Here is a 20720-nt window from a genome sequence, read left to right on the forward strand (position 1 = left end):
GTCGGGGTTCGCCCGGGCCAGGGCGCGGCGGATGGCAACGGCCTCCTCGATGGCGGTCAGGCCCTCCGCCCGCCGGCCCACCTCACCGAGGTCGACGGAGAGGTTGTTGAGGGACATGGCGAGGTCGGGCAGGTAGGTGTCGGGGTTGGCCCGGGCCAGGGTGCGGTAGTGGCCGGTGGCCTCCTCGATGGCGGTCAGGCCCTCGGCGCGTCGGCCTGCCTCGCCCAACCGGATGGAGAGGTTGTTGAGGGCCGTGGCGAGGTCGGGCAGAAAGGCGTCCGGGTCGGCCTCGGCCAGGGCGCGGTAGCGGTCGGTGATGGTGCGGGTGAGGCGGGCCGCGGTGGCGGTGAGGCGGTGGCTGGTGTGGGGGAAGCGACCGTAGAGCGTGTTGAGGGTGTCGAGCGGGGTGGTGGGGTCGGTGGCAAGGGTGTCGAGGGCGGTGGTGAGAGGGGCCGGGTGGTCGGTGCGGGTGGCGGTGGTGATGATGTGCGCGGCCAGGGCCTCGTGGTGGCGGATGCAGAGGCTGGTGAGTTGGGTGTCGAGGTTGCCCCGGAAGACGGGATGGGTGGCGGCGCGGCTGTAGACGGTGAGGAGTTGCTCGGCCTGGGTGTCGTCGGCGCCGTCGAGGAGCTGGTCGGCGAGGCTGGGATCGGCTTCGAGGGCGCGGCCGGTGTGGCGTTCGGCGAGGCGGTCGGGCTGCAGGGCACCCCACGGCGCTCCGCCGCCCCGTCGCGACGCTGCGGGGTAGAGGGCGGCGAGCCAGGCGGTGATCCGGTCGCGGCGGTCGCGGGGCTGGTCCGCCAGTGCAGGCACACGCCGCCACAGGAGGTCGGCGTGTTCGCGATCGACGGCACCGGTGAGGTGGGCCGCGGCCAGTGCGGTCTCCAGGGCGTTCTTGCTGAGGACGGGGGTGAGGCCGTGGGCGGTGGCGCTGCTGTGCCAGTAGCGGCCCTCATGGCCGAGCAGGCGGTCCTCGACGTCCTGCACGTCCTCGTCGTCGGTGCGGTCCGCGGGTTCGGTGCGTGCGGTGTCCAGGAGGTCGGCGAGGGCGGTCATGTGGAGAGTGAGGGCGTTGCCGTAGGCATCCCGGGCCAGCTGCCGCGGCGGTCGCAGGGTGGCGGCGGCCGTGGCCCAGTCGTGCCCGGCGAGGCCCTCGACGGATGGAAGCCCGGCCGCGAGGGCCTGGGCGGCGTCGCGGTAGTGGCCGGCGCGCTGTTCGGGGTCGTCCTCCAGGGGGGTGAGGCAGCGGGTGCGGGCGGTGGCGAGGTGATCCTCGGCCTGGCGGCTGGCGTCGCGGGCCTGTTGCCACCAGTCGCCGGCGGTGCGGGCCAGGAGCAGGAGTTTGAACGGGCTGGTGCCGGGGTGCTCGTCGGCGGCGTCGACGATTGCGGCGAGTTGTTCGGGTCGGGTCTCGGCGTAGTCGAGGACGACCAGCAACGGCCTCGCCGCCCGCCGCACCTCCAGCAGCTGTTCGGGGCGGGCGCCGGCACGCGGCCACAGCACCGCCCAGCCGACGGCGGTGAGCTGTTGGCCGAGGTGGTGGGCGAGGCGGGTCTTGCCCTGTCCGCCGGGGCCGTGCAGCAGCCACGCGCCGAATCCGGCCCGCCCGCACCACGCCTCCAGCTCGGCGACCAGGTCCTCGCGGCCGTGGAAGGGGACGGTCTGGCGGCCGGCCTCCAACAGAGCCGCCGGTGTCACCGGAGCGCGCCGGGCGGTCGGGTTGCCGGTGGGGTCCGCGATGTCCTGGAACTCCACCACCTCCAAACCGCCTGTCGGGCCTCCACCATGCGCCGCCAGGGCGGTGCGGAAGAGGGGGTCGTGGTGGAGGACGTAGGAGGGGACGACGTTGAGCCGGCCGTGGGCGGAGTGGGCTCGGTCGGAGGCGACGGCACCGGTGAGGTAGCGGTCGCAGAACACCGCCGCTCCCGACAGACCGCCCCACGGCGACGTCCCGTCACCCGGCCACCCGGTGGCGGGCATGCGCAGGTCCATGACGTACTGGTTGCCGACGAAGCCGCTGCCCGGGTTCACCTCACCATGGAGCTGCACGGCCTCGACGGCGCGGCCCGGGCGCTGGGCCTCGTCGGGGACACCCCAGGTCTCGCACGCGGTGCCGGGGCGGGCGGTGTCCGGCCGCCCCCACCGAACGGGAGCGGTGGGCGGCTGCCAGTGCGGGGAGTCGTCGACGAGGACGAGCGCCGCGTCGTCGCGCCCACCTGGGGTGCCGGCCCACACCACGGTTCCGGCGGCGGTGCCGCTGCCGCCGGGGTGGAAGACCTTCACCCTGCTGCCGGAGGGGCCGGTGACGTGGGCGGAGGTGAGGACCAGGCGCCCGCCGACCGCGTATCCGGACCCGCGTCCGCCGGGCCCGTTCACCCCGGCCAGCCGTACCCGCTCCACCCACGCCCCCTACCACTCGGTCCCGTGCACGCCACGTGGCCGCGGCCGGACCAGGGGTGCCGGCCGCAGCCCGGTTCTCAGCCGTCGATGCGTCCGGTGGTGTCGCCCGGTCCGTCGGGGCGCTCCTGTACGGAGCTGACCAGAAGGTCGCCGCCCCCGGGGCGCTTGGGGGTGAGGGTGAAGGCGATGCGGTGGGTGCGGGCGCGGGAGAGGCCGGCCTCGGTCTCCGCTCCGACCGCCCAGAGCTTGAACCCGGCCTTCGCCTTCGCGTCGGCGCGCAGCTCGACCTCGAACTCCATCTCCACCGGACCCACCGCGAACACCACCTGCGGATCCTCCCCCGCCCGCGCCGCGGCTTCGAGTAACTCGTCGCGCACCGCCGCGACCGCGTCCGCCAGCGGAACATCCATCAGACCCACCCCTTCGAGCATCCGACCGCGCGGTCCTGCCGATGCGGACACCGTAGAGCCCGCGCGGAGGCCTGCGCAGGGGAAAGCCGACTTCGACCAGGAGCAGAAGGTCGGTGAGCACGCCGACGCCGACGCGCCGGTGCCCGCCGGTACGGGTGTTCCGTACCGGCGGGCACCGAGTGGGCGCAGGGCTCGGGGGCTCCGGGGCTCAGCCGAGGTCCTTGCCCTTGGTCTCGGGCAGCGAGCGCACCACGAGCGCGGTGACCAGCAGGAGCAGCACCGCGTAGAGGTTGAACAGCCAGGGCTGCTTCACGACCTCGGTGAACAGCGTCTGCAGGTAGGCGGCGGTGCCGCCGAAGGCCGCGACGCAGAACGCGTACGGCACGGCGACGCCGACGGTGCGGATCCGCGCGGGGAACAACTCGGCGTACGTGGCCGGGGCGACCGCCGCCAGTGCGCCGACGAAGGTGAGCATCACGGCCATCGACACGGCGAGCTGCCAGGCCGAGTCGCGCAGCAGCCAGGTCATCGGGAAGTGCAGGGCGGCGGCGCCGACGCAGCCGATGGTCATCACGGGCCGGCGGCCGATGCGGTCGCTGAGCTTGCCCCAGAACGGGAGGGAGGCGATGAAGACGAGGTTGGCGGACGTGCCCGCCCACAGGGCGTGCCCGGTGTCGATCTTGAGGCTGGTCGCCGCGTAGGCCGGGGCGGCCACGGCCCACACGTAGTAGATGACGGTGAAGCCGACCGTCATGCCGACGACCTGGAAGCCCTGCTTGCGGTGGTCGATGATGGACCGGATGAGCGAGGGGCCGGCGGCCTTCCCGGCCTCCTCGCGGATGCCCTCGAACGCCTCGGTCTCCGGCATCCGGGCCCGCATGACCAGCCCGTACAGGCCGAGCAGCGCGCCGATGAGGAACGGGATGCGCCAGCCGAAGTCGTTCATCTGGCTCTTGGTCAGGGTCTGGGTGAGGACCGCGCCCAGGAGCGTGCCGGAGATGACGCCGGTGGTGCCGGAGACGTAGATCATCGAGGACCACAGGCCGCGCCGCTCGCGCGGGGCGATCTCGGAGAGGTAGGTCTGGGCCGAGGGCAGCTCGCCGCCGTGGGCGAGGCCCTGGACGAGCCGGGCGAGGAGCAGGAACAGCGAGGCGAACGCGCCGACCGAGCCGAAGGTCGGGGCGAGGCTGATCATCAGGCTGCCGGTGGCGGCGAGCCCGATGGAGAGGGTCATCGACTTCCTGCGGCCGAGCCGGTCGCCGATCCAGCCGAAGACGAAGCCGCCGAGGGGGCGGGTGACGAAGCCGACGGCGAAGATCGCGAGCGTCTGCAGGACGGCGGAGGTCTGGTTGGCGGGGTCGAACAGCTGCTTGGCGAAGAACGGTGCGAAGGTCGCGTAGATCGCCCAGTCGTAGGACTCCACGGCGTTGCCGACGCCGGTGCTGATGACGGCGCGGCGGGGGGACTGGTGCGCCGGGGGTGCGGTCCCGGTGGGGACGGCCGGGGACAGCTGGGTGGTCATGCGCGGCTCCGGAGGGTGGGGGAGGGGTGGAGTCAGGGGGAGGGTGTTCAGTAGCCGAGGAGGAGGTCGGTGAGGACCTCCCGGCCGAAGACCAGCGAGTCGAGGGGGACCCGCTCGTCGACGCCGTGGAAGAGCGAGGGGAAGTCGAGGTCCGCGGGGAGCCTCAGCGGGGCGAAGCCGAAGCCGCGGATGCCCAGGCGGGACAGCGGCTTGTTGTCCGTTCCGGCGGGGAGCAGGTAGGGCAGCACCTCGGCGTCCGGGTCATGACGCCGCAGGGTCTCGGCGATCCGTCCGACGAGGTCGCCGTCGAAGGGGTTCTCCAGGGCGGGCAGGTCGGTCTCCACGTCGACCCGGACACCGGGTCCGGCCAGCCCGCGGATCCGGTCCAGGACGGCGTCGCGGTGGCCGGGCAGGCAGCGGACGTCGAGCACGGCGCCGGCCCGCTCGGGGACCACGTTAGCCTTGTAACCGCCGTTGAACATGGTCACGTTGACGACGTTCTGCAGCGACGGCTTGATGAACCGGGCGCCGAAGCCGGCCGCCTCGGCGATCCTGCTGGGGTCGGTGCCCAGTGGCAGTCCGGCCAGCAGCCTGACCCGTTCGAGGAGTTCCGCGGTGGTGTCGGTGAGCGTCACCGGCCAGGTGGTGCGGCCGATCCGGCCGACCGCCTCGGCCAGCCTCACCAGGGCGTTGTCGTCGTGGAGTTGGGAGCCGTGGCCGGCCGTGCCCTCGGCGGTGAGCTTCGCCCACAGGGCGCCCTTCTCGCCCGTCTGCAGCAGGTAGGCGCGCCGGCCGGCGATGTCGACCGAGTAGCCGCCCACCTCGCTGATGGCGTTGCCGACGCCCTCGAACAGGTGGGGGTGCTCGTCGACCAGCCAGGCCGAGCCGTGGGCGCAGCCGGACTCCTCGTCGGCGAAGAGGCAGAGGACGATGTCGCGTCGGGGCTGTTCGCCCCTGCGGATCGCCTCCCGCACCGAGGCCAGGATCATGGCGTCGGTGCCCTTCATGTCGACGGCTCCGCGGCCCCAGAGCATCCCGTCCCGGACCTCGCCGCCGAAGGGGTCGACGCTCCAGTCCGCCGGGTCCGCCGGGACGACGTCGAGGTGGCCGTGGACCATCAGCGCCGGCAGGCCCGGGTCGCGGCCCGGCCAGCGGGCCACCAGGTTGGTGCGGTCCTTCCCGGCCTCGAACACCTGGCAGCGCAGGCCCGCTTCCTCCAGGAGGGCCCGGCAGTAGTCGGTGGCCTCGGCCTCGCCCTCGGCCTTGCCCGGTCCGTGGTTGGAGGTGTCCATCCGGATGAGGTCCCGGGCGATCCGGACGACCTCGGTGTCCGCGAGGTCCGCCTCGCCGGTGTGCTGGTTCACTGCGCCCGCGCCATGAATGCTCCTGGGGTCCGTGGGCGGAATGTGCCCGCCGTCGGCTTCGGTTGCCGAAGCTTGCACTCGGCGCCCCCCCTGCTTCAAGGACGGTCCCCGGCTAAGCAAGAACATTGCGTCCGGCGGGAGATTCAGCCGAGCGGCAGCGGGGTCATCGGCTTCGTCACCCCGAAGGCGAAGGTCGTCTGCACGGAGGCGAGCGACGGAATGCGGCGCAGCTGGGTGCGCACCAGTTGTTCGTAGGCGACGAAGGAACTCGTCACGACCTTGAGCAGATAGTCCTGGTCGCCGGCCAGCAGATGGGCCTCGACGATGTGCGGGATCGAGCGGATGTGCTGCTCGACGGCGTCCACGACCTCCGGTTGGTGGTTCTCGATGGTGATCCGGACGAAGGCGGTGATCGGGAGGCCCAGCGCCTCCTGGTCGGCGACGGCGGTGTAGCTGGTCAGGATGCCGGCCTCCTCCAGGCGGCGCACCCGGCGCAGACAGGGCGAGGGCGACAGGGCCACCCGGTCGGCCAGCTCCTGGTTGGTGATCCGCGCGTTGAGCTGGAGCTCGTGGATGATGCGGCGGTCGATCTCGTCGAGGGTCGTCATATGGCAGATCATGCCAATTAGTGGGCCGTTCATGGAAGAGACACGTCGTCGACTGTTAGAACACCTCCCGTATCCACCCCACCCCTTCACCCGCCTTCGGGAGCCCTGATGTTCCTCGACACCCCATCGCTCCACTTGGATCCGCTCTGGGGCCTGTCCGCCGCCTACGCGGCGGACACCCGCCCCGAGCGCCTCAACCTGATCATCGGCGTCTACCGCGACGAGTCGGGCGCCTCGCCGGTCCTGCCCTCGGTGCTCGCGGCGGAGGCCAGACTGGCCGACCGCGCCCCGTCCAAGGAGTACCTGGGCCTGTCCGGGAACACCGCCTTCAACGCGGCGATGACCGAACTGCTCCTCGGTGAGGAGGAGCTGGCGGCCCGCGCCACCACGGTGCAGACCGTGGCCGGCACCGGCGCCCTGCGGCTGCTCGCCGAACTCCTCGCCACCACCGGCCCCGGCCGGACGGTGCACCTGGGCACGCCCTCGTACGTGAACCACGCCGCGATCCTGCACGCGGCGCGGCTGAACGTGGCCGAGTACCCCGTCTCGCGCGACGGCGAACTGGACGCGGGGGCCGTCCTCGCGGTCGCCCGGAGCGCGCGCCCGGGCGACGCGATCCTCCTCCAGGGCTGCTGCCACAACCCGACGGGCCTGAGCATGCCGCTCCCGCTCTGGGACGAGCTCGCCGCCGTCATGGCCGAGCGCGGGGTCGTCCCCTTCATCGACCAGGCCTACTTCGGTCTCGGCGACGGGCTGGAGGAGGACCTGGCCGGCATGCGGCGGATGCTGCGGGTGGTGCCCGAGGCGGTCGTCGCGGTGAGCGGCTCCAAGGCCTGGGGCCTGTACAGCGAGCGCACCGGCTGCGCGATCGTGCTCACCCGGGACCGGGAGCGGGGCGACTACGCGCGCGGCGTGCTGGAGGTCACCGCCCGGGCCGACTACTCGCAGCCCCCCGCGCACGGCGCGCTGATCGTCGCCGAGATCCTCGGCGACCCCGGGCTGCGGGCGCGGTGGCGCGCCGAGCTGGAGGCGATGCGGCTGCGGCTGGCCCGGCTGCGCGAGGGGCTGGCGGACGCGCTGGAGGCGGGCCCGAACGGCGCGGCCTTCGCGGCCCTGCGCGACCAGCGCGGGATGTTCCTGCGCCTGCCGCTCGGGCCGGAGCGGATGGACCGGCTCCGCGAGGAGCACGCCGTGTACGGGATCCCGTCCGGGCGGATCAGCCTCGCCGGCGTCCCCGCGGCCCGCATCCAGGATCTTGCGGAGTCGATCGGCGCTGTGGCAGATCCTGCTCTCATCGGCGCCGTTCGCGCATGAATTAGCAATCGCCTGCCCCGCTTCGAAGCATAAAGTCTTGCCATCCCCCACCGATCCAGACGGAGGTCCCATGGACGTTCAGAAGCTCCAGGAGAAGAAGGACAAGCTCTTCGGCAACCACGTCCTGCTGGTCACGCCGATGCGCCCCGACGGCAGCCTGGACGAGGAGTCCACCCGCTCGCTCATCGACTTCGTGGTGGGCCGGGGCGTCCACGGCATCCTCACCCTGGGCAGCACCGGCGAGGTCTTCGCCCTCACCGACGACGAGCGCCGCCGCTTCGCCGAGCTGGTGATCGAGCACACCGCCGGCCGGGTGCCGGTGGGCGTGGGCGTCGCCCACTCCTCCGCCGACGCGAGCGCCGCGCTCGCGCGGCACGCGCAGAGCGCCGGCGGCGACTACGTCTTCACCACCGGCCCCTACTACCACCCGCACGGCGCGGAGGGGATCTTCCGGCACGTGAAGCACATCGGCGACGCCTGCGGGCTGCCGCTCATGGTGTACGACGGCGGCGCCGGTATCGAGTTCTCGCTGCCGCTGCTGCGCCGGATGGCCGAGAACATCCCGACGCTGTTCTCCTCGAAGCTGTTCCTGCCCTACCCCGCCAAGATCGCCCAGTACGCGGACGCGACCGACGGCCGGGTCCAGGCCTGGGCCGGCCACGACCAGCTGAACTTCCTGATGCTCCAGTACGGGGCCGAGGGCATGACCTCCGCCGCGAGCTGCGTGCTCCCGGCCGAGCAGTCGCAGATCTTCGACAGCATCCGCGACGGCAAGCCGGAGGAGGCCCGCCGGCTCTTCCACGAGCGGGTCGGCCCGCTCAACTCGATCGCGTTCGCCAACGTCCTGCAGTACCCGCAGGCCTACAAGCGCGCGCTGAGCTGGATGGGCGTGATCGAGCACGACGCCTGCAAGACGGTGATGGAGCCGCTCGACGACGTCCGCACCCGGGAGCTGCGCGCCGTACTCGAACGGATCGGGGCCATCTCCGAGTGACGGGCACCGGTGGAGGCCGCAGCCGGCCGCGTCCGGCGGCCGTCGTGGTCATCGTCCTCTCGCAATGGCTCGGCACGTCCCTGTGGTTCAGCCCCAGCGGCGCGACCGAGGACCTCTCGCGCTGGCTGCGCCTGGACTCCGGGGACTTCGGCTGGCTGCTGGCCGCCACCCAGCTCGGCTTCATCCTGGGGACGCTCGTCCTCACCCTGACCGGAGTGGCCGACCGGTTCGCCGCGGAGCGCGTCTTCGCGGCCGGCGCCCTCGCCGGCGCCGTCCTCAACTGCGCCTGGACGTGGGCCGATCCGGGCTTCGCGGTGGCGTGGGCGGCCCGCTTCGGGGTCGGGATCGCGCTCGCCGGGATCTACCCGATGGGCATGAAGATGATCGTGCGTCGGGTCGGGCCGAACGCGGGCTGGGCACTGGGCTGGCTGGTGGCCATGCTCACACTCGGCACGGCGATGCCGCACATCCTCAGATCGGCCGGGGCGGCCCTGCCCTGGCAGGCCGTGATCTGGGGCTCGTCCGTCCTGGCCCTGCTCGCCGCGGTTCTGGTGCTGCTGATCCAGGAGCCCCGGCCGGCCGCCCCGCCGCCCTCCTCCGCCACCCCGCCCGAGCGCCCCTCGCGGTCGGTGCGGACGATCCTCGCGCTGGCGGACTTCCGGGCGTCCTGCGCGGCCTACCTCGGGCACATGTGGGAGCTGTACGCGTTCTGGAGCGTCGTCCCGCTCCTGTGCGCCCGGATCACGGCCACCCGGGGCGACATCGCCGCGGTGGCCGCGCTCAGCGCGGGCGTCATCGCCGCGGGCAGCCTCGGCTGCGTCCTCGGCGGCATCCTGAGCCGGCGCCACGGCAGCGAGGCGATCGCCGCGCTGGCGCTGGCCGGCTCCGGCCTGACCTGCCTCGGCTACCCCCTGATCCCCGACGGCGCCGCCGGGCTGAAGACCGGCGTGCTGGCGCTCTGGGGCTTCCTCGTCGTCGCGGACTCGCCCCAGTTCTCCGCGATGAGCGCCCGCTACGTCCCGTCGCGGCTGCTCGGCACCGCCCTGACCGCCCAGAACAGCGCGGGATTCCTGGTCACGGTGGTGAGCATCCTGCTCCTCCAGAACGCCATGGACGCCTGGGGCGACAGCGCCCTGTGGCTGCTCCTGCCGGGGCCGGCCCTCGGACTGCTCGCCATGCGGCCCCTGCTGACCCGGCCGCGCACCGCGGCGGCCGTCCTCGACCACCACCCTCACGCCGCAAGACAGAAGGAGGCACGCTCGTGACGTGCACCCACCTGCCGGACCTCGACAACGCACCCTTCGGCGTGCTGCGCCTGCCGCGCGGCATCCTGGTCGGCGCCGGCCAACTCCGGGCGCTCCCGCACATCGTGCGGGACTTCGGGACCTCGGTACTGATCTGCACGGACCCACGGCTGGCCGCCTCCGACGAACTGCGCGCGCTGGTCACCACCCTCGAAGAGCAGGGCCTGGAGGTCGCGGTCTTCGGCGACACGGAGGCCGAGCTGCCGGTGCCCGGCATCATGAACTGCGTCGAGGCCGTGCGCGGGCGGCGGATCGACGCCGTCATCGGCTTCGGCGGCGGCAGCTGCATGGACATGGCCAAGGTCGTCGCCGTCCTGCTGGCCCACGGCGGCACACCGAGCGACTACTACGGCGAGTTCGCCGTGCCAGGCCCGGTCCTGCCGGTGATCGCCGTCCCCACCACGGCGGGCACCGGCTCGGAGGCGACCGCCATCGCGGTGGTCTCCGACCCCGCCCTCGGCATGAAGACGGGCATCTCCAGCCCGCACATCATCCCCGCCGCCGCGGTCTGCGACCCCACGCTGACCCTGACCTGCCCGCCCGCGCTCACCGCCGCCACCGGCGCCGACGCCTTCGTCCACCTGGTGGAGTCCTACACGGCCGTCGCCCGCCCCGGCACGCCGGAACTCGCCCGGGAGCGCGTCTTCATCGGCCGCAACCCGCTCACCGACACCCTCGCCATCGAGGGCGTCCGCCTAGTGGGCCGCAGCCTGGTGCGGGCCTACCGGGAGCCCGGCGACGAGAGCGCCCGCGGTGACATGATGCTCGCCGCGCTCTACGGCGGCATGGCGCTCAGCAACGCCGGAACCGCCGCCGCCCACGCGATCCAGTACCCCGTCGGCACGCTCACCCACACGCCGCACGGCGTCGGCGTCGGCCTACTGCTGCCCTATGTGCTGCGCCACAACTTCCCGGCGATCCGGCCCCAGCTGGCCCGCATCGCCGAGGCGCTCGGGGCGGACGTGCGCGGGCTCGCCGTCGAGGACGCCGCCCGCGCCGGCGTCGAGGCCGTCGACCGGATCCTCGCCGAGATCGGCATCCCCGCCACCCTCGCCGAACTCGGGGTGCGCGAGGACGACCTGGGGCTGATCGCGGAGCGGGCGCGGAACTCCAGGCGACTCATCGACAACAACCCGGTCCCCCTCGGCCTGGAAGGCCTCACCGCGATCACCCGCGCCGCCTTCGCGGGCGACCGCGCCTTCCGCGCCTGACCGGGACCCGACCGAGAGGACAACCCCATGACCACCACCGACACCACCGAATACGTGGTCGACGGCCTCACCGTCCCGCTGCGGCTGCTCATCGGCGACGAGTGGACCGCCGGCGCAGACGGCGACACCGTCCCCGTCGTCAACCCCTCCGACGGCAGCACGCTCGCGTCGATCGCCGACGCCACGCCGGCCGACGGCACCCGCGCCGTCGACGCCGCCGCGGCCGCCCTCCCCGGCTGGGCGGCCACCCCGCCCCGCGAGCGCGCCGAAATCCTCCGCCGCTGCTTCGAGTCGATGACCGAACAGGGCGAGCAGTTGGCCCGGCTGATCTCCCTGGAGAACGGCAAGGCGCTGCCGGACGCGCGCGGCGAGGTCGCCTACGCCGCCGAGTTCTTCCGCTGGTACTCCGAGGAGGCCGTGCGCGTCATCGGTGAGATCTCCACCTCGCCGTCGGGCGCCAACCGCATCATCGCCCAGCACCAGCCGATCGGCGTCTGCGCCCTGATCACGCCGTGGAACTTCCCCGCCGCGATGGCCACCCGCAAGCTGGCGCCCGCCCTGGCCGCCGGCTGCACCACCGTGCTCAAGCCGGCCACCCTGACCCCGCTGACCGCCCTCGCCATCGCGCGGATCATGACCGAGGCGGGCGTCCCGGCCGGCGTCGTCAACGTCGTCACCACCAGCCGCACCGGCGCGGTGATGGACGTCGTGCTCGCCGACCCGCGGGTGCGCAAGCTGTCGTTCACCGGCTCCACCGAGGTCGGCCGGCACCTGCTGAAGCGGGCCGCCGACAACGTCCTCAGCTGCTCCATGGAACTCGGCGGCAACGCTCCCTTCCTGGTCTTCGACGACGCCGACCTGGACAAGGCCGTCGACGGCGCCATGGTCGCCAAGATGCGCAACGGCGGCCAGGCCTGCACCGCCGCCAACCGCCTCTACGTGCAGCGCGGCATCCACGACCGGTTCGCCCGCCGGCTGACCGAGCGGATGGCGGAGCTGCGGCTCGGTCCCGGCCACGAGCCCGGCGTCGACGTCGGACCGCTGGTCGACGAGGCCAGTGTCCGCAAGGTCGACGAGCTGGTCCGGGACGCCGTCGGGCGCGGCGCGACCGTCGAGGTCGGCGGGGCCGGCGTGGACGGTCCCGGGTTCTTCTACCCCCCGACCGTCGTCACCGGCGTGCCGGCCGACGCGCGCATGGTCACCGAGGAGATCTTCGGGCCGGTCGCCTCGCTGATCCCCTTCGACACCGAGGACGAGGTCATCGCGGCCGCGAACGCCACCGAATTCGGCCTGGCCGCCTATGTGTTCACCGAGGACCTGGCCCGCGGCCTGCGGGTGGCGGAGCGGATCGAGAGCGGCATGATCGCGGTCAACCGCGGGCTCGTCTCCGACCCGGCCGCCCCGTTCGGCGGCGTCAAGCACAGCGGCCTCGGCCGCGAGGGCGCCCACGAGGGCATGCTCGAATTCACCGAGACCAAGTACCTCGCCGTCGACTGGTGACCACCACCGGCGTTCCCGGGCCGGCGTCCGTGACGTCCGCCGCGTCCGCCCGGGAACGCCGTCCGCCCCCACCCGAGAAACCACCTGGAGTTCCCGTGCTCATCCCCGTCGACGACGTCCGATCGACCGCGACCGGCGTGCTGCTGCGCGCGGGCGTGCCGCAGCCCAACACCGAGATCCTGGTGCGCTCCCTGGTGGAGGCCGAACTGCGCGGTCTGCCCTCGCACGGGCTGCTGCGCCTGCCCCGGGTCGTCGAGCGCCTGCGCAACAAGGTCGCCGACGGCGCGACCACCGGGCGGCACACCTGGACCACGGGAGCGCACCTGAGCGTCGACGGGGAGCGCGGCATCGGCCCGGTCGTCGCCCACCACGCGCTGGCGGCGGTCTCCGAGCGCGCGAGGTCGACCGGCATCGCGCTCGCCTCGATCGGCAACAACAACCACATCGGGATGCTGGCGCTCTACGCGGAGGACATCGCGCGGGCCGGCCAGGTGATCATCGGCTTCACCACCAGCGAGGCGCTCGTCCACCCCTGGGGCGGACGGAAGGCGATGGTGGGCACCAACCCGGTGATGATCGGGGTGCCGGCCGAGCCGCACCCGTTCGTGATGGACATGGCCACCAGCCTGGTGTCCATGGGCAAGGTCCACGACTACGCGCACCGCGGCGAACCGCTCCCCGACGGTTGGGCCCTGGACGCGGAGGGCAACCCCACCCGGGACGCCGAGGCGGCGAAGGGCGGCGCGATCGCGCCGTTCGGCGGGCCCAAGGGATACGCCCTGGGCCTGGCCTTCGAACTGCTGGTGGCCAGTCTGACCGGCACCGCCACGGGCCGGGACGTCGCGGGGACGCTCGACTCGACCGAGGTCTGCAACAAGGGCGACGTCTTCATCGTCGCCGAGCCGGCCGGCCCCGTCGAGGCGGTCTCCCGCTACCTCCGGGACATCCGCGCCACCGAGCCTGCCGACCCCGCCCGCCCGGTCCTGGTGCCGGGCGACCGCGCGCTGCGCACCCGGGAGGCCGCCCTCGCGGACGGACTGGACGTCGCCCCCGAGGTCTGGCAGCGGATCACCGCGCTCGCCGGGTAGCGGGTCGGACCGAGAAGACTCCCGCCCGGTTTACGCGCCGTTGCCCGGGCGGGCCCTCTCCGTGGTGCGCGCCCCGACAGTGAAGAAGCCGATGGCCACCGGCGTGGTCCCCGGTGTGCGCGACACCGGTCGGCAGGTGTTCCGCCGGCTGTTCTCCAGCAGCTCCAGGCCCGGCCCGCCGCCGACCTGACCGCGCTCGGTCCGGCCGAGGTCGCGGGTGCCGGGTGAGTGCCGCGCCTCCGGGAAGCGGAACCGGCCCCCGCGAGCTGGACAGGCCCACCGCCCAGCGCGCGCCGCGTGGCCGGGCGGTGGGGTACTCCTCGCGCTGGGCGCCGCCGTGTTCGAGGCCAGATCGAAGCTGTGCGCGTTCGGCGCCGCCGGGATCACCGAGACGCTCGCCGTCGGGCACGTTGCGCACCTGGCCGAGACCGGCCTCGGCCCGGACATCCCGATGGCGACGATTCTGGAAGCGGAGATCTCGGCCGCCATCGGCCAGTACATCGCCGCGGGCGGTCTCCACGACGCCGACGGCGCCGCGCTGCGCGAGCGGGTCCCGGTGCTCCTGCGCGGCATGCTCGACGCCGCCCGCTGACCGTCAGCCCGAGGACGGCGCAGCCCCGACCGGACCGCCCCGCCGGGCGGCGGGCAGCGCACTCCCGATCAGGGTCCCCAAGTCGATGGCCTCGGGTTCGTAGAGCCAGGCGATCAGCCCCCCGAGCGCGAGCGCGACCAGCCACTGCGCGCTCGTGCGCGCTTCCTCCTCACCCAGCGACTGCGCCGCTGCGAGGTCGTCCGCCGTGCTGGCGAGGCTGTGGGCGAGCCGCTTGGCCATCTGGGCGTGCGCAGGGTGGGAGGGCACGGTGGCTTCGCACATGAGCACGATCTCCGCAGCGGCCTGCCAGCGGGGACGGTCCAACAGCACCCGGAGCCGGCCGTAGGGATCCGGCTCGTCCTCCACGGGGGCGATCAGCTCCGCGAGGACCAGGTCCAGGAGTGCGCGCTTGGTGGGGGCGACGTGCACGAGCGCGGCCTTGGTCAGTCCGGCCTCCTCCGCGACGGCCTGCATGGAGGTGTCGTGGTAGCCGTGGCGCGCGTACAGGCGCGCCGCGGCCTCGACGGCCCGTGCGCGTGACGTCCGCTCCGGCGGCGGGTCTGCGTTCACGGTGTCGGCCGGCCGAGGTGCGGGCCAGGGCAGGGCGGGTGCGGGCGGAAGCCCGTTCGCCTTCATCTCGTCTTCGTGGGTGGCGAGTTGGGTGGGGATGTCGATGAGGTCGGGGAAGTAGAGCGAGAGGATCTGCAGGCCGTCCCACGCGGCGCCGAGTTGTTGGACGGCCAGCTTGGCCGAGCGTTCGTCGCCCCCGGAACCGCTGAGCATCTGCACGCCCAGGCGGGTGCCGACCCGTTGGCGCGTGCGCATGAGTTCGTGGCCGGGGTGCTCGGGACTGGTGGCCTCGCCGAGCAGTGCGGTGAACAGGGGGATCCAGCCGCGCGCGTCGGCGTTGCGTCGCGCCGTCTCGGCCGCGGAGGGGGACTTGCCGGCGGCGTCCGCGCCGGCCGCGATCCAGTCGCGGTGCTCGCGGTCGAGGCGGTCGACGAGGGCGGTGAGGATCTCCTGCTTCGTGGCGAAGTGGCGCAGCAGTGCCGGGTGGGAGATCCCCGAGGCCGCGGCGATGTCGCGCAGTGACGTGGCCCGGTAGCCGGAGCTGATGAACAGCTCGTGGGAGGCGTCGAGGATGCGTTCGACGCGCTCTCGTCCGGTCCGGTAACTGCCCCGTTTCATTGCCATCGCTCCAGTATCGCCGCTGTGTTAACCTTCCCAAAACCTACCACCTCGCTGGTAACTTTTCGTTTCCATTGGGACGAACGAAGGAGCGACATGGCCGGCCTGCGCAAGGACTTCCTCTGGGGCGCCTCCACCTCCCCGCACCAGGTGGAGGGCAACAACCTCAACTCGGACTGGTGGGCACTGGAGACCGCCCCCGCCTCCCCGTTCCCGGACCGCAGCGGCGACGCGGTCGACAGCTACCACCGCTACGGCGAGGACATGGCCCTGCTGGCCGGGGCCGGGCTGAACGCCTACCGCTTCGGCTTCGAGTGGGCCCGGATCGAGCCGGCCGACGGTCAGTTCTCCGGTGCCGAGCGCGACCACTACCGGCGCATGATCGACGCGGCACTGCGGCTCGGCCTCAAGCCCGTGGTGACGCTGCACCACTTCACCCTGCCGCGCTGGTTCGCGGAGTCCGGCGGCTGGCGCCGGCCGGACGCGGCGGACCGCTTCACCCGTTACATCGAGTTCATCGCCCCGGCGCTGAAGGACGTGGACTGGATCTGCACGATCAACGAGCCGAACATGCTCGCGGTGTTCGCGACCATCCAGGAGGCCCTCTTCAAGGTGACGGACAGCCAGGGCGCCGCCGCGACGGAACTCGCGACGGCGATGGCCCGGGTCGTCCCCGACCAGGCGCTCGGGGACACGCTCGCGCAGGTGCACCGCCGCGCCGTCGAGGTGGTGCGCGCGACCACGAACGCGAAGGCGGGCTGGACCGTCGCCCAGCAGGCGTTCACCCCCACCGAGGGCAACGAGGACGTCTTCGAGCGCGTCCACCACGAGTGGGAGGGCTTCTACCTCGACGTCGCCCGCGACGACGACTTCCTCGGCGTGCAGGCCTACACCAGCCAGCCGGTCGACGCGAACGGCCCCGTGCCGCACCCGCAGCACCCCGACAACTCCCTGACCGGCTGGGCGTACCGGCCCGACGCGCTGGGCACAGCGCTGCGCCGTGCGTGGCACGGGACCGGCGGCGTTCCCCTGCTGGTCACCGAGAACGGCATCGCCACCGACGACGACACCCGGCGGATCGCCTACACCGCCGAGGCGCTCGGCCACCTGGAGAAGGCGGTCGCGGACGGCGTCGACGTGCGCGGCTACCTGCACTGGTCGGCGCTCGACAACTACGAATGGGGCCGATACGCGGCCACGTTCGGCCTGATCGCCGTGGACCGGGAGACCTTCGTGCGCACCCCGAAGCCCAGCCTGGCCTGGCTCGGCGCCTGCGCCCGCCGCAACGGCCTGCACTGACCCCGGCGACGAAACGGAGACCCCGGATGCCCAAGCACGCCGACCCCGGGCCCGCCCACGACCTCTCCACGACGGCCGCCGCCGCGCCGACCGACCCGCAGGCCGCGCAGCACTCCCGCAAGGTGCCGCCGGAACTGCGGCGACTGTTCCGCACCGCCCCGTTCGTCGCCCCGATGGCCCCGATCGCCTACTCCGTCACGGCCTACTACATCGCCATCCAGGTCGAGCACATGGACCCGGACGCGAAGACCTCGAACCTCGCGCTCATCAACGCGCTCGCCGCGGTGGCCGCGATGGTCGCCCAGCCGGTCGTGGGCGTGCTGTCGGACCGCACCCGCAGCCGCTACGGCGCGCGAAGACCCTGGATGCTCGCCAGCGGCTGCCTCGGCGCCACCGCTCTGCTCACCTGCGGACTCGCACCGAACGTGGCCGCGCTGACCGTGTGCGTCATGCTGGTGCAGTTCGGGTTCAACGCCTTCCAAGGGCCCTTCTCCGCGCTGCTGCCCGACCGGGTCCCCGACCATCTGCGCGGCCGCTACTCCACCGGCGTCGGGCTGGGCATGCTGCTCGGCGCCGTCCTCGGCCCGATCGTCGGCTCGCTGTTCACCGACGACATCCCGCTCGGCTACGCGGTCACCGCCGGTGCGACGCTCCTCGTGATCGTGCTCTTCGTGGCCCTCGTGCCCGACCGCGACAACCGCGGTGAACCGCGCCGGCCGTTCTCGCCGCGCGCCTTCCTCGCCGCCTTCTGGGTCAACCCGGTCCGCAACCCCGACTTCTTCTGGGGCTTCGCGGGACGCTTCCTGCTGTTCGGCGGCTACGCGATGCTGAACACCTACCAGCTCTACCTGGCCCAGGACTACGTCGGCCTGACCCTGGAGGAGGCGACACGGACCGTGCCGCTGCTCAGCCTGGTCGCCCTGCCCGGGATCCTGGTGGCGACCACGGTCGCCGGACCGCTGTCCGACCGCCTCGGGCGACGCAAGCCGGTCGTGCTCGTCTCGGGACTGGTCATCTCCGCCGGCGCCGCGATTCCACTCGCCCTGCCCTCGGTCCTCGGACTCGCGCTGTCCAGCTTCGTCGTCGCGTCGGGCTTCGGCGCCTTCGCCGCCGTCGACCAGGCCCTGATGAGCTCCGTCCTGCCCGACCCGGACGACTTCGGCAAGGACCTCGGGGTCCTCAACCTCGCCGCGACCCTGCCCAACACCATCGCGCCCGTAGCGGCCGCGGGCATCGTGCACACCTTCGGCGGCTACGCCGCGCTCTACCCGGTCGTCGGAGTGACCGGGTTCCTCGGCGCCCTCGCCGTCCTCCCCATCCGCAGCGTTCGCTGACCCGGATCCTCCCCACCTCGCACCCTCACCCCCACCCCCACCCCGCACCTCCACCCCCACCCTCACCCCATCCACCGAAAGGAGCGGCGATGCTCGCCACCCCGCTCGCCACCCCGCTCGTCACGGCGCTGCTGGAGCGCCTCACCCTCGAACAGAAGGTGCGCCTGCTCACCGGCGCCTCCCTGTGGACGCTGCACGACGAACCCGCCGTCGGCCTGCGCCCCATCGCCGTCTCCGACGGCCCCACCGGAGTGCGCGGCGCGGCCCTGGACGACCACGACCCCTCGGCAAGCCTGCCGTCCGCCGGCTGCGTCTGCGCCACCTGGGACCTGGAGCAGGTCCGCCGGCTCGGCGCCCTGATCGCCGCCGAGGCCCGCGCCAAGGACGTCGACGTCGTGCTCGGCCCCACCGTCAACCTGCACCGCTCGCCGCGCGGCGGCCGCCACTTCGAGGCCTACAGCGAGGACCCCTACCTCACCGGCGAGTTCGGCGCCGCCTACGTCACCGCCGTGCAGGCGCACGGCGTGGCGACCACGGCCAAGCACTACGTCGCCAACGACTCCGAGACCGACCGCTTCACCGTCGACGCCCGGGTCGACGAGCGGACCCTGCGCGAGGTCTACCTGGCCCCCTTCGAGCGGATGGTGAAGGAGGGCGCCTGGCTGGTGATGTCCGCCTACAACTCCGTCAACGGCACCACCATGACCGCCAACCCGCTGCTGCGCGACCCGCTGAAGGACGAGTGGGGCTTCGACGGCGTCGTCGTCTCCGACTGGATGGCGGTGCGCGACACCGAGCCGTCCGCCAACTCCGGCCAGGACCTGGCCATGCCCGGCCCGGACGGGGCGTGGGGCGACGCGCTCGTCGAGGCCGTCAAGGCCGGACGCGTCCCCGAGGACGCGATCGACGAGAAGGTCGCCCGGCTGCTCCTGCTCGCCTCGCGCGTCGGCGCCCTGGAGAGCGGTCCGGCGACCGTCCCGGTCGAGCCCTGGGACGACACCGCGATCGCAGGCCTGCTGCGCGAGGCCGCCGCGGACGGCATGGTCCTGGCCCGCAACAACGGGACCCTGCCCGTCCCGCCCCGGGAAGGACTGACCGTCGGCGTGATCGGGCAGCACGCGCTGCGTGCCCGCGCCCAGGGCGGCGGATCGGCGTCCGTGTTCCCGCGCCGCGTCGTCACGCCGCTCGACGGCCTGCGCGAGGCCTACGGTGCGGACGCCATCGGCTTCGCCCCCGGTCTGCCCCCGGTCGACGAGCTGCACCCCTTCGCGGGCGGCACGGTCACCGACCCGCTGACGGGTGCCCAGGGCGTCCGCGTCCGCTACCTCGACCAGGACGGCGAGACGTTCAGCGAGGAGACCATCCCCTCCGGGCGCTTCTCCTCGTTCGGCGACGCGCGACTGGCCCGGGCCGCCCGCATCGAGCTGACCACCCGCTTCACCCCGGACCGCGACGGCCGCCACGACGTCGGCTACGCGGGACTGGGCGGCTTCAGCTTCGAGGTCGACGGCGTCACCGTCGGCACCGGCTCGCTCGGGATCCCCGAGGGCGGCGACTTCATGGCCGCCCTCCTCAACCCCCCGTCGCGTGTGGTCTCCCACGACCTCAGCCGCGGCCGGACCGTCGAGCTGCGCCTGACCTACACCCCGGAGCTCCTCGGCGTCCCCTTCGCCAGCGTCAAGCTCGGCTTCAAGGACCTCTTCGGTGACCCGGAGCAGGAGTTCCAGCGTGCCATCGAGACGGCGGCCGCGAGCGACGTCGCCGTCGTGGTCGTCGGCACCACCGAGGCCATTGAGTCCGAAGGCTTCGACCGGCCGGGCCTCGCCCTCCCCGATGGACAGGACGAGCTCGTGCGCCGCGTCGCCGAGGTCAACCCCCGCACCGTCGTGGTCGTCAACTCCGGCGCCCCGGTGCTGATGCCATGGCTCGACGAGGTCGCCGCCGTCGTCCTGGCCTGGTTCCCCGGCCAGGAGTTCGGCGCGGCCCTCGCCGACGTCCTGACCGGCGCCCGCGAGCCGGGCGGCCGCCTGCCCACCACCTGGCCCGCCCGAGAGGAGGACGTCCCGGTCTGGGAGGTCACGCCCGACAACGGCCGGCTCGCCTACGCCGAAGGCCTCCACATCGGCTACCGCGCCTGGCTCAAGCGCGGGGCCGACGGCGGCAACCCGCCCGCGCTGCCCTTCGGGTCCGGCCTCGGCTACACCACCTGGCAGATCGGCGCACCGGTCCTCACCACCGAGGGCGATCGCGTCGTCGTCCTGGCCGAGGTCACCAACACCGGTGCCCGGCACGGCAAGCAGGTCCTGCAGGCCTACCTGTCCCGTCCGGGCTCGACCGTCGAACGGCCCGTCGCCTGGCTGGCCGGCTTCACCACCGTGCGGGCGGACGCCGGCGAGCGGGTGCGGGCGCGGATCGAGATCGCCCCGCGGGCGTTCCAGCACTGGGACACCGAGGCGCACGCCTGGGTGACCGAACCCGGCGCCTTCACCCTCCGGATCGCGACCTCCGTCGCCGACCCCGGCCACAGCGTGCCCGTCGACCCGGCCGCCCAGGGCTGACACCCACCACCGACCCCTCGTCCCGCCCTCGTGC

The 20720-nt window shown here is 73.2% G+C and carries 17 protein-coding genes; 11 read left to right on the top strand and 6 right to left on the bottom strand.

Annotation, left to right across the window (positions count from 1 at the left end):
- The 5 genes from ACFU74_RS10720 to ACFU74_RS10740 form a co-directional block, all read right to left on the bottom strand.
- On the bottom strand, window positions 1-2400 hold a 2400-nt coding region (locus tag ACFU74_RS10720; RefSeq protein ID WP_380754895.1), incomplete at its 3' end, for a tetratricopeptide repeat protein.
- 77 nt (window positions 2401-2477) lie between these two features.
- Window positions 2478-2810 (bottom strand): trypco2 family protein, encoded by a 333-nt coding sequence (locus ACFU74_RS10725; protein ID WP_380754898.1) that lies wholly within the window; start codon window positions 2808-2810, stop codon window positions 2478-2480.
- A 208-nt stretch (window positions 2811-3018) separates the two neighbouring features.
- The gene (locus tag ACFU74_RS10730; protein ID WP_380754900.1) at window positions 3019-4332 is read right to left on the bottom strand and encodes an MFS transporter; all 1314 of its coding nucleotides are present in this window, start codon (window positions 4330-4332) and stop codon (window positions 3019-3021) included.
- A gap of 47 nt (window positions 4333-4379) precedes the next feature.
- Window positions 4380-5696 carry a M20/M25/M40 family metallo-hydrolase gene (locus tag ACFU74_RS10735; protein ID WP_380754902.1) on the bottom strand — a complete coding sequence of 439 codons (1317 nt, stop codon included), beginning with the start codon at window positions 5694-5696 and terminating at the stop codon, window positions 4380-4382.
- Window positions 5697-5839: 143 nt separating this feature from the next.
- A complete protein-coding gene (locus ACFU74_RS10740; protein WP_380754905.1) occupies window positions 5840-6304 on the bottom strand; it encodes an Lrp/AsnC family transcriptional regulator in 465 nt (154 codons plus the stop codon).
- 108 nt (window positions 6305-6412) lie between these two features.
- On the opposite strand from ACFU74_RS10740, the gene ACFU74_RS10745 reads away from it, so the two are divergent.
- The 8 genes from ACFU74_RS10745 (at window position 6413) to ACFU74_RS10780 (ending at window position 14307) form a co-directional block, all read left to right on the top strand.
- Window positions 6413-7618, top strand: a complete 1206-nt coding sequence (locus ACFU74_RS10745; RefSeq protein WP_380754907.1) for an aromatic amino acid transaminase — start codon at window positions 6413-6415, stop codon at window positions 7616-7618.
- A 70-nt stretch (window positions 7619-7688) separates the two neighbouring features.
- Complete coding sequence (locus tag ACFU74_RS10750; RefSeq protein ID WP_380754909.1) at window positions 7689-8612, top strand: dihydrodipicolinate synthase family protein; 924 nt, start codon at window positions 7689-7691, stop codon at window positions 8610-8612.
- Window positions 8609-9877 (top strand): MFS transporter, encoded by a 1269-nt coding sequence (locus ACFU74_RS10755; RefSeq protein WP_380754911.1) that lies wholly within the window; start codon window positions 8609-8611, stop codon window positions 9875-9877. The genes ACFU74_RS10750 and ACFU74_RS10755 overlap by 4 nt, the downstream gene beginning before the upstream one ends.
- The gene (locus ACFU74_RS10760) at window positions 9874-11127 is read left to right on the top strand and encodes an iron-containing alcohol dehydrogenase (RefSeq protein WP_380754913.1); all 1254 of its coding nucleotides are present in this window, start codon (window positions 9874-9876) and stop codon (window positions 11125-11127) included. Before ACFU74_RS10755 ends, ACFU74_RS10760 begins: the two co-directional genes overlap by 4 nt.
- A 27-nt stretch (window positions 11128-11154) precedes the next feature.
- The gene (locus tag ACFU74_RS10765) at window positions 11155-12627 is read left to right on the top strand and encodes an NAD-dependent succinate-semialdehyde dehydrogenase (protein ID WP_380754916.1); all 1473 of its coding nucleotides are present in this window, start codon (window positions 11155-11157) and stop codon (window positions 12625-12627) included.
- A 95-nt stretch (window positions 12628-12722) separates the two neighbouring features.
- A complete protein-coding gene (locus ACFU74_RS10770) occupies window positions 12723-13715 on the top strand; it encodes an Ldh family oxidoreductase (RefSeq protein ID WP_380754918.1) in 993 nt (330 codons plus the stop codon).
- Window positions 13716-13779: 64 nt separating this feature from the next.
- Window positions 13780-13905, top strand: a complete 126-nt coding sequence (locus ACFU74_RS10775) for a hypothetical protein (RefSeq protein WP_380754920.1) — start codon at window positions 13780-13782, stop codon at window positions 13903-13905.
- A gap of 147 nt (window positions 13906-14052) precedes the next feature.
- Window positions 14053-14307, top strand: coding sequence for a hypothetical protein (locus ACFU74_RS10780; protein WP_380754923.1), 255 nt, complete (start codon window positions 14053-14055; stop codon window positions 14305-14307).
- Between the two features lie 3 nt (window positions 14308-14310).
- On the opposite strand, the gene ACFU74_RS10785 is transcribed toward ACFU74_RS10780, so the two are convergent.
- A complete protein-coding gene (locus ACFU74_RS10785; protein ID WP_380754926.1) occupies window positions 14311-15501 on the bottom strand; it encodes a TetR/AcrR family transcriptional regulator in 1191 nt (396 codons plus the stop codon).
- Window positions 15502-15591: 90 nt separating this feature from the next.
- On the opposite strand from ACFU74_RS10785, the gene ACFU74_RS10790 reads away from it, so the two are divergent.
- From ACFU74_RS10790 to ACFU74_RS10800, 3 genes are all read left to right on the top strand, one after another.
- A complete protein-coding gene (locus ACFU74_RS10790) occupies window positions 15592-16794 on the top strand; it encodes a glycoside hydrolase family 1 protein (protein ID WP_380754929.1) in 1203 nt (400 codons plus the stop codon).
- Between the two features lie 26 nt (window positions 16795-16820).
- Complete coding sequence (locus ACFU74_RS10795; RefSeq protein WP_380754932.1) at window positions 16821-18128, top strand: MFS transporter; 1308 nt, start codon at window positions 16821-16823, stop codon at window positions 18126-18128.
- An 89-nt stretch (window positions 18129-18217) separates the two neighbouring features.
- Entirely contained in the window at window positions 18218-20686 is a 2469-nt protein-coding gene (locus tag ACFU74_RS10800; RefSeq protein WP_380754935.1) for a beta-glucosidase, read from the top strand.
- Window positions 20687-20720: the final 34 nt, after the last annotated feature.

The organism is Kitasatospora sp. NPDC057500 (assembly GCF_042802195.1).
GTDB lineage: Bacteria > Actinomycetota > Actinomycetes > Streptomycetales > Streptomycetaceae > Kitasatospora.